Raw genomic sequence first — 13,308 nt, 5'->3', positions numbered from 1 at the left:
CGGACGGGATGACCACGGCGGGCGCGGGCCAGGAGGGCTGGCTGGTCGTCGTCGACCTGCCGCACGTCCTCGGCGAGGTGGTCACGGACGCCTGCGCGGGCGCCGGCGAGGAGGAGCACGAGCGCGCCCTGCGGGTGATGGGCGGCCACGCGCCGCTGGGATCCTCCGCCACCACCGACGAGGTCCTGGCGCGGGCGTGACCCCGCCCGGCGACCGGCTGCCCGACGGGTTCGCCGTCCGGCTCGATCCCCGCGTCCACCGGCGGGACGGCGGAGCCACGCTGCTCGGCGGGTCGCCGCTGCGCCTGCTGCGGCTCTCCCCGCGCGCGGCAGCGCTGCTCTCCGCCGACCGCCTGGTCGTCGGGGACGTGACGAGCGCGGCGCTCGCCGCCCGGCTGCTGGACGCCGGCCTCGCGCACCCGGACCTCCCGCCCGACGCCGGCGGCGCGGACGTCACGGTCGTCGTCCCGGTCCGGGACCGCCCGGCCGCGCTGGCCCGGCTGCTCGCCGCCCTGCGCGCCGCCCCCGGCACCGCCGGCCTGCCGGTGATCGTGGTGGACGACGGCTCGACGGTCCCGGTGCCCGCCGCCGACGGGGTCCGGGTGCTGCGCGCCGAGGTCTCCCGAGGGCCTGCCGCCGCCCGGAACGCCGGCCTGGCCGCCGCCGGCACCCACCTGGTGGCCTTCCTCGACTCCGACTGCGTGCCCCGGCCGGGCTGGCTGGCCCGGCTGCGCCCGCACCTGGCCGATCCACGGCTGGCCGTCGTCGCGCCGCGGATCGTGCCGCTGCCCGGGGGTGCCCGCGGCCCGGTCAGCGCCTACGAGGACGTCGCCGGCCCCCTCGACATGGGACCCCGTCCGGCGGCGGTCCGGCCGCTGTCGTCGGTGTCCTACGTGCCGAGCGCGGCGCTGCTCGTGCGGCGGGCCGCCCTGGGCGAGGGCTTCGACGAGGACCTGCGGGTGGCCGAGGACGTCGACCTCGTCTGGCGGCTGACCGCCGCCGGCCGCCGGGTGCGGTACGAGCCGGCCGCGGAGGTCGCGCACGAGCACCCGGTGCGCCTGTCCGACTGGCTGCGCCGCCGCGCGTTCTACGGCACCGGGGCGGCGCTGCTGGCCGCCCGGCACGGCGGCGCGGTGTCGCCGCTGGTGATCGCCCCGGAGAGCGCGCTGACCTGGGCCCTGCTGGTCGCCGGCGGCCGGCGGGGGAGGGCGGCCGGGCTCGCCGTGCTCGGGGCGACCGGGGTCCGGCTGGCGCGCCGCCTGGCCCGGCCGGGGGAGCCCGTGCCCGCCGCGCTCGCCGCGGGGCTGGCGGTGCGGGGACTCGCCGCGTCCGGGCAGTCGCTGGCCCGTGCGGCCACCCGGCACCACTGGCCCCTGGCCGTGGTCGCCGCCGTGGGGTCGCGGCGGGCGCGGCGGTGGCTGCTGGCGGCCGCCACCGCCGACGCGCTGGCCGCCTGGTGGCCGCACCGGGACCGGACCGGGCCGGTCCGTCACGGCCTGGCCCGGCGGCTCGACGACCTCGCCTACGGGGCCGGCCTGTGGGCCGGGGCGCTGCGCGCCCGCGATCCGCGCGCCCTCCTGCCCGTCCGCCCGCCGCGCTGACCGGGCGCGACCCGCCGGGGCGCGGAATGCCGGAGCCGGTGCCCGCCTTGTCGTCGCCGTACTGCGGTTCGACCAGCGTGGGTCCCGCTCCACATCGACCGACGGGGAACCCGTGACCACCACCCAGAACCGAGTCGCCCCGCAAGCGGTTGCCGACCTGCCCGCCCGGCCGGGCGCCGCGCGCACCGCGCTGACGCTCGGCGCGTTCGTCGCCCTCGGGCCGCTGACCATCGACATGTACCTGCCGGCGCTGCCCAGCATCACCGAGGACCTGCTCACCACCTCGGCGACCGTGCAGCTCACCCTCACCGGCACCCTGATCGGCCTGGCCCTGGGCCAGTTGGTGCTCGGTCCGCTGTCGGACGCGTTCGGGCGCCGGCGGCCGCTGCTGGCCGGCACCGCGCTGCACGTGGTCGCCTCGCTGCTCGTGCTCGTCGCGCCGACCATCGGCGTCCTCGGCGGGCTGCGGGTGCTGCAGGGCCTGGGCGCGGCCTCCGGTGCCGTCATCGCTCTGGCCGTGGTGCGCGACCTCTACGACGGCCGCGCCGCGGCGACGATGCTCTCCCGGCTGTTCCTGGTGCTGGGCGCGGCGCCGGTCCTGGCGCCCACCATCGGCGGGGAGGTCCTGCGGTTCACCACCTGGCGCGGGGTGTTCGCCGTGCTGGCGGCCTACGGCCTGCTGCTGCTCGTCGTCGGGTGGGCGACGCTGCGGGAGACCCTGCCCCCGGAGCGGCGGCGCAGCGTGGGCGTGATCGGCACGCTGCGGGTCTACCGCGGCCTGCTGCGCGACCGCACCTACGTCGGGCTGGTGCTGGTCGCCGGCCTCACCATGGCCGGGCTGTTCAGCTACGTGTCCGGCTCCTCCTTCGTCTACCAGCGCGACTTCGGGCTGGACGAGCAGCAGTTCGGGCTGCTCTTCGGCGCCGGCGCCTTCGGGCTCATCGCGGCCACCCAGCTCAACCCGCTGCTGCTGCGCCGCTGGTCGCCGCAGGCGCTGCTCGTGGCCGGAACCGTGGCCGGCGCCCTCGCCGGTGCCGCGCTGGTCGTGCTCGCCGGCACGGGGACCGGCGGGCTGGTCGGGGTGACCGGTGCGCTGTGGGCGGTGCTGTTCGCCTGCGGGCTGGCGCTGCCCAACGCCCCGGCGCTGGCGCTGTCCCGGCACGGGGAGGCCGCCGGGAGCGCGGCGGCCCTGCTCGGCGCGATCCAGTTCGGCGTCGGCGCGGCGGTCTCGCCGGTCGTCGGTCTCCTCGGCAACGACGCGGTGGCGATCGGCCTCGTCGTCGTCACCGCGCTCACCCTGGCGATCGTCGTCCTGGTCACCGTCGTCCGGCCGTGGCAGCTGCCCGCGGTCGAAGAGGAGCCCGCCCCGGCCCGTTGACCAGGCCCGGGGAGGCGTGATCACTGGTGGAATGCGCGCCGACGGGTCACGATGGCCGTGTCATGAGCCACTCCCCGCGGCGCAGCCGGTGACCACTGCCGTCAACCCCTGGCTGGCGCTGCCGGACGGGGCGCCCACCGCCGCCCGGACCCGGCGGCTGCGCGCCGCGCACGAGCTGCTGGTCAGCGCCAGCGAGCTGCCCGCCGAGGGGGTCGTCCGCTCCGTCGTCCTCGACTCCTGGCGCCGCTCCCTCGGCAGCGGGGTCGACCCGGAGGACGGGTTGCCGCCGGTGGAGCTGCTCGACGCCGAGCTGCTCGCCTACCGCGCCGCCCACCCCCTGGCGCCGGTGCTGCCGGTGATCCGCCGGCTGCTGGTCCAGGACGCCGAGGCCGGGCAGATGATCGTGGCGGTCACCGACGCCGCCGGGCGCATGCTCTGGGTCGAGGGCGACCGGCAGCTGCGGGCCCGGGCGGAGGGCGTGAACTTCGTCGAGGGGGCCCGCTGGTCGGAGGACGTGGCCGGCACCAACGCCCCGGGAACGGCGCTGGCGGTCGACGCCGCCGTGCAGATCTACGGCAGCGAGCACTTCCGGCGGTCGGTGCAGCCCTGGAGCTGCGCCGCCGCGCCGGTGCACGACCCGGTGACCGGGGCGGTGCTGGGTGCCATCGACGTCACCGGCGGCGACGCCGTGGCCGGCCCGCACGTGCTCACCCTCGTCCGCGCGACCGTCGCCGCCGTCGAGTCCGAGTTGCGCTGGCTGCACCGCGAGCGGCCGGCCACCGTCCCGGCCCCGGCCGGCCCGCCGGTCGAGGCACGGTTGGAGGTGCTCGGCCGCGAGCGCGCCGCGCTCGCGCTGCCCGGACGGACCCTGGAGCTGTCGGTCCGGCACTCCGAGCTGCTGTTCCTGCTGGCCGAGGCCGCCGCGTCGGGCCAGGGCCGCAACGCCGCCCAGCTCGCCGCCGAGTGCCACGCCGGGGCCGCCGCCACCGTCACCGTCCGGGCCGAGCTCTCCCGGCTGCGCCGGCTGGTGGGCGCCGACCTGCTCGACTCCCGCCCGTACCGGCTCGTCGGCCGGCTGCGCACCGACGCCGAGCAGGTCCGCCGGCTCCTCGCGCGCGGCGACGTCCCGGCCGCGCTCGAGCGGTACGCGGGCCCGGTGCTGCCCGGCTCGCACGCGCCCGGCGTCCGCCAGGCCCGCGACCGCCTCGCCGTGCTGCTGCGGCGCGCCGTCCTGACCGGCCACCGTCCCGAGCTGCTGCTGCGCTACGCGCAGCTGCCCGAAGCGCGCGAGGACGCCGGCGTGTGGCAGGCGCTGCTGGAGGTCCTGCCGCCCGGCACGCCGCGCCGGACGGCGGTGGCCGCCCACCTGCACCGCCTGCGGCTCGCCGGTCGCGCACGCTGATCCGCCGGGGGCGGGAATGCTGAGAGCGGCTCACGACTTCGCAGCTGAGTGATCGCACCGCCCCTCGCCGACCGCCCACCCCTGAGCACCGGCCGGCTCGCCGCCGCCGTGGTGGCGCTGGCCCTCGGCGGTTTCGCCATCGGAACCACCGAGTTCGTCACGATGGGGCTGCTGCCCGACCTGGCCGAGGGCGTCGGCATCGACATCCCCACGGCCGGGCACGTCATCTCCGTCTATGCGCTGGGCGTCGTCGTGGGGGCGCCGGTGATCGCGGCGCTGGCCACCAAGCTCCCCCGCCGGGGGCTCCTGGTCGGCCTGATGGCGGCCTTCGTCGCGGGCAACGTCTTCACCGCGCTGGCTCCGGGCTACGGCTCGTTGCTGGCGGCACGGTTCGTCGCCGGGCTGCCGCACGGGGCCTACTTCGGCGTCGCCTCGCTGGTGGCCGCCTCGCTCGTCGCCCCGCACCTGCGCGGCCGGGCGGTGAGCTCGGTGATGCTCGGGCTGGCGCTGGCCAACGTCGCCGGCGTCCCGTCGGCCACCTGGCTGGGGCAGCAGTACGGCTGGCGGACGGCGTACTGGGCGGTCGCGGGAGTCGCGCTGCTGACGATGGCGGCGGTGACGGCGGTGGTCCCGGCGGCCCCGGGCAACCGCGCGGCGACCGTCCGGTCGGAGCTCGGTGCGCTGCGCCGTCCGCAGGTGCTGCTCACGCTGCTCGTCGGCGTGGTCGGGTTCGGTGGCATGTTCGCCGTCTACAGCTACATCGCGCCGCTGGTCACCGACGTCACCGGCATGTCCCGCGGCGCCATCCCGCTGGTGCTGCTCGCCTTCGGTCTCGGCGGGGTGCTCGGGACGGCGCTCGGCGGACGGCTGGCCGACCGCGCGCTGTTCCGGTCGCTGGTCGGCGCCAACGTGGTCACCGGGGTGCTGCTGGCCCTCGTGCCGGTGGCCGCCCGCACGCCGCTGACCATCGTCGCGGTCATCTTCCTGTTCGCCACCAGCGCCTCGGTCCTCGTCGTCTGCCTGCAGCTGCGGCTGATGGAGGTCGCCGGGGAGGCGCAGATGCTGGGTGCGGCCCTCAACCACTCGGCGCTCAACGCGGCCAACGCCCTGGGCGCCTGGCTGGGCGGGCTGGTCATCGCCGCCGGGCTCGGCTACACCGCGCCCGGGTGGGTCGGCGCGGCGCTCGCGGCCGCCGGGTTGGTGGCGCTGGCCGCCTCGGCGGTCCTGCGCCGCCGGGAGCTGACCGCGGCGGCGGTACCGGCCGTGGCACCGGCGCCGGCGCAAGCGGAGCCCGCCGCCGTCCGCTGAGGGCCCGGTGCAACGGGACTGCAACGTCGCCGCACGCTGGGGCGGAGCGCCGATCGCGCTCTCCGCAGCCTTCCCGCGCAGATAAGCGTGGCCTAAATCACTCCTCTCGGGTCAGACTCCGCTGCAGGTCCACGGCCGCCGTGGACGAAGACCCCCTGCTGGGGATCCCTGCAACGAGGCGGAGGACTGATGACCCGGATCAGCGTGCGGGTGGACGGGGCGTCGTACGACGACGACGTCGAGCCCCGGACCCTTCTCGTGCACTACCTGCGCGAGCAGCTCGGCAAGGTCGGCACCGTGGTCGGCTGCGACACCAGCAACTGCGGCGCCTGCACCGTGCACCTCGACGGCGAGGCCGTGAAGAGCTGCACCGTCCTGGCCGTCCAGGCCGACGGTGGCGAGGTGACGACCATCGAGGGCGTCGCCGGCAACGGCCAGCTGCACCCGATGCAGAAGGCGTTCCACGAGCTGCACGGGCTCCAGTGCGGCTACTGCACCCCCGGCATGATCATGGCGTCGCTGGACCTGGTGAAGGAGAACCCCGACCCCAGCGAGGACGAGGTGCGCGAGGGCATCGAGGGCAACCTCTGCCGCTGCACCGGCTACCAGAACATCGTCCGGGCAGTGCAGCAGGCAGCCGCCGAGATGCGCGGGGGTGCTGCCGGGAACGGCCACGTCTCACCGGCCGAGGTCGACACCGCCGCCGCGCCGCACGTGGTGGGGCAGGCATGACCGCCGTCGAGGAGCGCACCGGCACCCCGGCGCCCGAGAAGGAGATCGGCAAGGCGCGCCGCCGCAAGGAGGACGCCCGGCTGATCACCGGCCGCACCACGTGGACCGACAACATGGTCCTGCCCGGCATGCTGCACCTCGCGGTCGTCCGTAGCCCGGTCGCCCACGCACGGATCACCTCCGTCGACGTCAGCGCCGTGCGGGAGGCCCCCGGCGTGATCGCCGTCTTCACCGGCCGTGACCTCGCCGAGGAGCAGGGCTCGCTGCCCTGCGCCTGGCCGGTGACCCCGGAGATGGTCAACCCCGGGCACCCGTCGATCGCCGTCGACCAGGTCAACCACGTCGGCGAGGCCGTCGCGGTGATCGTCGCCCGCAGCAAGACCGCGGCCCAGGACGCGGTCGAGCTCGCCGACATCGACTACGAGCCGCTCCCGGTGGTGCTGGACATGGAGAAGGCCGTCGAGGACGGCGCGGACCTCGTCCACGACCACCTGGAGTCGAACACCAGCTACCACTTCGTCTTCGACGCCGGCGAGATGGGCACCGGCTCGGACACCGAGCAGGCGTTCGCCGACGCCGACGTCGTGGTCAGCCGGCGGCTGATCCAGCAGCGGCTCATCCCGGCCTTCATGGAGCCGCGGTCGGTCGTCGTCCAGCCGCAGGGCGACAACTACACGATGTGGTCGGCCACCCAGGTCCCGCACATCCTGCGGGTCATGGCGGCGATGGTCACCGGCATCCCCGAGCACAAGCTCCGCGTCGTCGCCCCCGACGTCGGCGGCGGGTTCGGCGGGAAGCTGCAGGTCAACCCGGAGGAGATCCTCTGCCTCCTCATCGCCCGGCGGCTCGGCAAGCCGGTGAAGTGGACCGAGACCCGCAGCGAGTCGCTGATGACCGCCCACCACGGGCGGGACCAGATCCAGTACGTGGACGTCGCCGCCGACCGCGAGGGCAACCTCAAGGGGCTGCGCGTCCGGCTGCTGGCCGACATGGGCGCCTACCTGCGGCTGATCACGCCCGGCGTCCCGGCGTTGGGCGCGTTCATGTACCCGGGCATCTACAAGTTCCCGGCCTACCGGTTCGAGTGCGACGGGGTGTTCACCAACAAGGTGCCCACCGACGCCTACCGCGGCGCCGGGCGCCCGGAGGCCACGTTCGCCATCGAGCGGATCATGGACGAGCTCGCCGTCGAGCTGGGCATGGACCCGCTGGAACTGCGGCGGAAGAACTGGATCCAGGCGTCGGAGTTCCCGTTCACCACCGTGGCCGGGCTCGCCTACGACAGCGGTGACTACGAGAGCGCCACCCAGCAGGCGCTGGAGCTGCTCGGCTACGACGAGCTGCGCGCCGAGCAGCAGCGACGGCGGGAGTCCGGCGACCGGGTCCAGCTGGGCATCGGCATCTCCACCTTCACCGAGATGTGCGGGCTGGCCCCCTCCCGGGTGCTCGGCTCGCTCTCCTTCGGCGCCGGCGGCTGGGAGCATGCGGCCATCCGCATGCTGCCCACCGGCAAGGTCGAGGTGGTCACCGGCTCGACGCCGCACGGCCAGGGTCACGAGACGGCGTGGAGCCAGCTGGTCGCCGACTCCCTCGGGGTGCCGTTCGAGGACGTCGAGGTGCTGCACGGCGACACCGCGATCTCCTCCCGCGGACTGGACACCTACGGCTCGCGCTCCCTGGTGGTCGGCGGTTCCGCCGTGGTCAAGGCGGCGGACAAGGTCATCGCCAAGGCCCGGAAGATCGCCGCGCACCTGCTCGAGGCCAGCGAGGACGACCTCGAGTTCGAGGGCGGGAAGTTCTCCGTGCGGGGGACGCCGGGCACGGGCCTGGGCATCCAGGAGATCGCGCTGGCGGTCTTCGCGGCGCACAACTACCCCGAGGGGATCGAGCCCTCGATCGACGCAGAGGCGACCTTCGACCCGGAGAACTTCTCCTTCCCCCACGGCACGCACCTGTGCGCGATGGAGGTCGACACCGAGACCGGGTTCGTGAAGATCCGCAAGTACGCCTGCGTCGACGACGTCGGCACGATCGTGAACCCGCTGATCGTCGAGGGGCAGGTGCACGGCGGCCTGGCCCAGGGCATCGCGCAGGCGCTGTACGAGGAGGCCGTCTACGACGCCGACGGCAACCTCACCACCGGCACGTTCGTCGACTACCTGGTGCCCTCGGCGGCCGACCTGCCGCACTTCGATACCGGCAACACCGTGCACAGCGCGCCCGGCAACCCGATCGGCGCCAAGGGCGTGGGGGAGGCGGGCTGCATCGCCTCCACGCCGGCGGTGGTGAACGCCGCGCTGGACGCCGTCCGGCACCTGGGGGTCGCCGACATCCGGATGCCGCTGACGCCCGAACGGGTCTGGCGGGCCATCCACCAGGGCGGTGACGGCGGGGACCGCGCCACCGCCGGCTCCAACGCCTACGGCGGGGCGCAGACCGAGACCACCGCCGGCGTGTCGACCGACGCTTCCTCGCTGGGAGGGGACCGATGATTCCTGCACCGTTCGCCTACGCCCGACCGACCACCGTCGACGAGGCCCTGCAGGCCATCGCCGAGGGCGGCGAGGACGTGAAGGTGCTCGCCGGCGGGCAGTCGCTGATCCCGGTGATGCGGCTGCGCCTGGCCGCACCCGAGACCGTCGTCGACCTCGGCCGGGTCGCGGAGCTGCGCGGGGTGCGGGAGGAGGACGACGCGATCGTCGTCGGCGCGATGACGACGCACTCCGACGTCCTCGCCGACCCGCTGATCCGGCGGTACGCGCCGCTGGTCGCCGAGGCAACGGCCACCGTGGCCGACCGGCAGGTGCGCCACCGCGGCACGTTCGGCGGCGCGCTGGTGCACGCCGACCCGGCCGGTGACCTGCCGGCGGTGGCCCTGGCCCTCGACGCCGAGTTCGTCATCGTGGGCCCGGGCGGGCGCCGCACCGTGGGGGCGTCGGAGTTCTTCGTCGACTACCTCACCACCGCGGTGCAGGAGGGCGAGCTGCTCGTCGAGGTGCGGGTGCCCAAGCTCGCCGGCTCGTGGGGCATGCACTACGAGAAGTTCAACCGGGTGGCCCAGGCGTGGTCGATCGTGGCCGTCGCCGCGGCGGTGCGCCGGGAGGACGGCCACATCGCCGAGGCCCGGATCGGGCTGACCAACATGGGGCCGACCCCGCTCCGGGCCCGGCAGGTCGAGGAGGCCCTGGCCGGGGCCGAGGCGACGTCCGAGGCGGTCGCGGCGGCAGCCGAGCACGCCGCCGCCGGGACCGACCCGAGCAGCGACCTGAACGCCCAGGCCGACTACCGGCAGCATCTGGCCACGGTCCTGACGCGCCGGGCGGTGAGCACCGCCGCCGGGCTGTAGCTTGGAGGACCCCGTCCTCCCCACCCCTCGCAGGCCCGGGGCGGTGCCCCGGACGGGGCCGCGCCCGGTCCGAACTCGTCCGTCGCGGCGTCCCGTCGCCCGGTCGCTCCCTCCCAGGAGGTCCTGCAGTGCAGCTGGAGAACTCGTTCACCGTCCCGGTGCCCGTCGACGAGGCCTGGCGGGTGCTGCTCGACATCGAGCGCATCGCACCCTGCATGCCGGGCGCCGCGCTGGACTCCGTCGACGGGGACGACTTCACCGGGCGGGTGAAGGTCAAGCTCGGGCCGATCAACCTGACCTACCAGGGCAAGGCGTCCTTCATCGAGAAGGACGAGGCGGCGCACCGCGCGGTCATCGACGCCCGGGGCAAGGACCAGCGCGGCAACGGCACGGCGGCGGCGACGGTGACGGCGATGCTGCGCGCCGAGGGCACCGTCACCCGGGTCGACGTCCTCACCGACCTCAACATCACCGGCCGGCCGGCCCAGTTCGGCCGCGGGGTGATGACCGACGTCGGCAACAAGTTGCTGGGCCAGTTCGCCGACAAGCTGGCCGCCCAGCTCGGCGCGGGCGACGCACAGGGCGACGCCGAGCGGGCGGGCGCCGTGGAGGCCGAGGGGCCGGCGACGAAGGCCGCGGCGACCGCCGCCGGCGTCGTCGAGGAGGTCGCCGCGTCGGCCGAGCAGGCCGCCGGCGAGGGCACCCCGGTCGAGAAGGCAGCGGCCGCCACGAAGGAGGCCGCGGCGTCGGCCACCGACAAGGTGTCGGCTCCGGCCGACGGCGGGCCCGCGGCGAAGGAGGCCGCCCCGGCGGCGAAGCCGGCGGAGGGCGAGCCCGCGTCCGGCCCCGCCACCGCCCCGCTGGTCGCGGCCGTTCCGGAGAACGGTGCGCCCGCGGCCGCCGACGCCGCACCGGCGGCCGCTGACGCCGCACCGGCGGCGCGTGACACCGCACCGGGGGCCAAGGCGCCGAGCGGTCCGCCCAGCGCTCGCACCGCACCCCCGACGCGGCCTGCCACGGGTGCCCCGCTGCGGAGCGTCCCCGGTACCGGGCCGTCGACCGACCGTGCCGAGCCGGCGCAGACCGAGCCGGAGCCGATCGATCTGCTCGAGGTGGCCGGCGGAGCGGCGCTGTCCCGCTACGCGGCCCCGGCCGCGGGGGTGGCCGCCGTCGTCCTGCTGGTCACCCTGATCATCCGCCGGCGCCGCCGCTGAGCCAGCGAACGCGTGGTGTGGCCGGGCCTGCACCCGCCCGACGTCGCCTCAGCTCGACATCGGGCGGGCGCATCGCACGGCCGGAAAGTGTCCGACCCCCCGCCTAACCTGCGGACATGTCGTCGGGTGGCGGGTTCGCGGTCGGGGTCACCGTGGTGCCCGTCGACCAGGCGCCTTCGCCGTGGGAGCTGGCCGATCCGGAGCCGGCCCGCTGGGACGACCCGCTGGGTGAGCTCCTGCCGTCCCGGCGGACCGCGGCGGAGGCGGCCGCGCTGTTGCAGCAGATCACCGTCGCGGAGAGCCGGCTGGCCGCCCTGAAGGTGGAGCTCGTCATGGACCGGGCCGCGGCCCGCCCGGCGCCGGACGACCCCCGGCCGGGCGGAGAGGGCGCGGCCGAGGTCGGGCCGGAGGGGACGAGCGAGTTCCTGCCCGACGAGCTGGCCATGATCCAGAACTGCAGCCGGGCGGCAGCGGTGACGCTGCTGGAGCAGTCGGAGACGCTCGTGGTGCGGCTGCCTGCGACGCGGGCCGCACTGGCTGTCGGCCGGCTGGACTGGCCGCGGGCCCGGGCGATGGCTGCCGAGCTGGGACGGCCGGCGGACCAGAGCGACCCGGCCATCGTGGCGGCGGTGGAGGCCGCGGTGCTGCCGGGCGCGGGAGAGCTGGGGGTGCACCGGCTGCGGGAGGTCGTCCGGGCCGAGCTCCTGGCCCGGGACGCAACCGCGGCGGACCGGCGACGAGAGCAGGCCCGACGGGGTGCGGACGTGACCGTGCGGCCGGTCGGGGACGGCATGAGCGAACTGAGCATGCTGTTGCCGCACCCCGAGGCCGTGGCCTGCCGGGATGCCGTCGATCAGCACGCCCGCGCCGCGAAGCACGCCGGTGATCCGCGCCCGATCGGCATGCTCCGTGCCGGAGTCGCCGCCGACCTGATGCTCCGCCCCTGGCAGGACCGCCCGCCGGTGACCGCGCACCTGACCGTGACCGCCCCGCTGCACGCGCTCATCCCCGGCCGTTTCCCCGCTGCCCGCGGCATCCACCGCACCGGAGCCGGTCGCCGAGGTCGACGGGGAGCCGATCACCGCCGCCCACGTGGCGGAACTGCTCACCCAGCTCGAGGCGGTCTGCCCGGCGGGCTCCGCGCGCCAGCGGGCGGCATCCTGGACATCGCGATCACCGACGCCACCGGCGCCCTGCTGGCCCTCACCGGCCGTGCGGAACTCCAGCGGCTGGCCCGCCGCGGCTGCCCCGACCACCTTGACGCACCCTGCAGCTGCCCCCTGCTGCCCCCTGCTGGCCCCGCCCGGCCCGGTCGACCGCTACCGCCCCTCCGCCGCCCAGCGGCGCTTCCTCGAGGTCCGCGACCGGAGCTGCCGGCACCCCGGCTGCACCGTCCGCGCCGGCTGGGCCGACCTCGACCACGTCGTCGCCCACGCCACCGGCGGCCGGACCAGCTGCGACAACCTGGCTAGTTGCCAGGACGACCCCTAGCGGCGACAGCCGCGTCGTCTTCGCCACCTGGGTGCGCTGCCAGGCGGTCCGGTGACATGTAGCTGGGCGACAGCGCTCATCGGTAATACACCCGCGCCCTGGAGACGCCTAAGGCGAGAGCCTGGAGCTCTCAGCAACTCAGCAGGGTTGCCTCTGTCTCAGTAACTTCGACGAGTGGCTACTTGGAGAGAAGACATCGTTGCGGCTCTCACCAAGCTGGGCGGCGTTGGCGCTTACGAGGAGATCTACGCCGAGGTGGCGGCACGGCGTGGGAGCCTGCCGGAGTCCTGGCAAGCGACTGTAAGAGGCACCATCGAACACGCATCGTCCGACTCAGCAAATCATCGGCCAGGCGCTCCGGACATCTTCCACTCCGTGGACGGGCTGGGAAGGGGCGTCTGGGGCCTACGTCGTGTTCCCGAAGTCGGACCAAACATTGCAGAGGCCCCTCAGGGCGGATCGGCCTCCATGTCACAGGGGTATGCGGTCGATTCCGTGGTTCGAGCGGCGGTCGAACGTCACGCCGTAAAGCGCGCCTGTCAGCACTACGAGATGCTAGGCGCCGCCAGCATCGAAGAGCTCGGAAAGCCCTTCGACCTCCGCGTTGACCTGCGAGGAACGGAGATTCATGTCGAGGTCAAGGGATCGACGCACGATCTTGAGTCCGTGACCTTGACCAAGAACGAGGTCGAACACGCAAGGGCCACGAGGGGCACCCATCTCTTCGTGGTCGATCGAATCGGGCTCACGACCCGCATAGATGGATCGACTTCCACTCGCGGTGGTCGAGCGCGTGTGTGGACCAACTGGATACCGTCAGACGGATCGCTTACGCCG

The 13,308-nt window shown here is 75.2% G+C and carries 10 protein-coding genes; all 10 read left to right on the top strand.

Annotation, left to right across the window (positions count from 1 at the left end):
* The first annotated feature begins 8 nt into the window (after positions 1 to 8).
* Positions 9 to 200: a hypothetical protein gene (locus ABC795_RS17190; RefSeq protein ID WP_347058494.1), complete on the top strand. Its 192-nt coding sequence runs from the start codon at positions 9 to 11 to the stop codon at positions 198 to 200.
* Complete coding sequence (mftF, locus tag ABC795_RS17185; RefSeq protein ID WP_347058492.1) at positions 197 to 1,600, top strand: mycofactocin biosynthesis glycosyltransferase MftF; 1,404 nt, start codon at positions 197 to 199, stop codon at positions 1,598 to 1,600. Before ABC795_RS17190 ends, mftF begins: the two co-directional genes overlap by 4 nt.
* 112 nt (positions 1,601 to 1,712) lie before the next feature.
* Positions 1,713 to 2,978 carry a multidrug effflux MFS transporter gene (locus ABC795_RS17180; protein ID WP_347058489.1) on the top strand — a complete coding sequence of 422 codons (1,266 nt, stop codon included), beginning with the start codon at positions 1,713 to 1,715 and terminating at the stop codon, positions 2,976 to 2,978.
* 88 nt (positions 2,979 to 3,066) lie between these two features.
* A complete protein-coding gene (locus ABC795_RS17175) occupies positions 3,067 to 4,380 on the top strand; it encodes a phytochrome sensor protein (RefSeq protein ID WP_347058484.1) in 1,314 nt (437 codons plus the stop codon).
* A 48-nt stretch (positions 4,381 to 4,428) separates the two neighbouring features.
* Complete coding sequence (locus tag ABC795_RS17170; RefSeq protein ID WP_347058480.1) at positions 4,429 to 5,688, top strand: MFS transporter; 1,260 nt, start codon at positions 4,429 to 4,431, stop codon at positions 5,686 to 5,688.
* 189 nt (positions 5,689 to 5,877) lie between these two features.
* Positions 5,878 to 6,420 carry a (2Fe-2S)-binding protein gene (locus tag ABC795_RS17165; protein ID WP_347058478.1) on the top strand — a complete coding sequence of 181 codons (543 nt, stop codon included), beginning with the start codon at positions 5,878 to 5,880 and terminating at the stop codon, positions 6,418 to 6,420.
* Positions 6,417 to 8,912 (top strand): molybdopterin cofactor-binding domain-containing protein, encoded by a 2,496-nt coding sequence (locus tag ABC795_RS17160; protein WP_347058476.1) that lies wholly within the window; start codon positions 6,417 to 6,419, stop codon positions 8,910 to 8,912. Before ABC795_RS17165 ends, ABC795_RS17160 begins: the two co-directional genes overlap by 4 nt.
* Entirely contained in the window at positions 8,909 to 9,766 is an 858-nt protein-coding gene (locus ABC795_RS17155) for a xanthine dehydrogenase family protein subunit M (RefSeq protein WP_347058474.1), read from the top strand. Before ABC795_RS17160 ends, ABC795_RS17155 begins: the two co-directional genes overlap by 4 nt.
* A 128-nt stretch (positions 9,767 to 9,894) precedes the next feature.
* Positions 9,895 to 10,980, top strand: a complete 1,086-nt coding sequence (locus tag ABC795_RS17150; protein ID WP_347058473.1) for an SRPBCC domain-containing protein — start codon at positions 9,895 to 9,897, stop codon at positions 10,978 to 10,980.
* Between the two features lie 116 nt (positions 10,981 to 11,096).
* Positions 11,097 to 12,452 carry a DUF222 domain-containing protein gene (locus tag ABC795_RS17145; protein ID WP_347058471.1) on the top strand — a complete coding sequence of 452 codons (1,356 nt, stop codon included), beginning with the start codon at positions 11,097 to 11,099 and terminating at the stop codon, positions 12,450 to 12,452.
* Positions 12,453 to 13,308 lie beyond the last annotated feature (856 nt).

Origin of the sequence: Blastococcus sp. HT6-30 (genome assembly GCF_039729015.1) — a bacterium.
Classification (GTDB): Bacteria; Actinomycetota; Actinomycetes; order Mycobacteriales; family Geodermatophilaceae; genus Blastococcus.
This window is presented reverse-complemented; position numbering and strand designations above follow the sequence as displayed.

Excerpts from the sequence above, each read along its gene's own strand:
- ABC795_RS17160 (WP_347058476.1), top strand. The coding sequence starts at position 6,417 with ATGACCGCCGTCGAGGAGCGCACCGGCACCCCGGCGCCCGAGAAGGAG.
- ABC795_RS17190 (WP_347058494.1), top strand. The coding sequence starts at position 9 with ATGACCACGGCGGGCGCGGGCCAGGAGGGCTGGCTGGTCGTCGTCGAC.
- ABC795_RS17165 (WP_347058478.1), top strand. The coding sequence starts at position 5,878 with ATGACCCGGATCAGCGTGCGGGTGGACGGGGCGTCGTACGACGACGAC.
- ABC795_RS17145 (WP_347058471.1), top strand. The coding sequence starts at position 11,097 with ATGTCGTCGGGTGGCGGGTTCGCGGTCGGGGTCACCGTGGTGCCCGTC.
- ABC795_RS17155 (WP_347058474.1), top strand. The coding sequence starts at position 8,909 with ATGATTCCTGCACCGTTCGCCTACGCCCGACCGACCACCGTCGACGAG.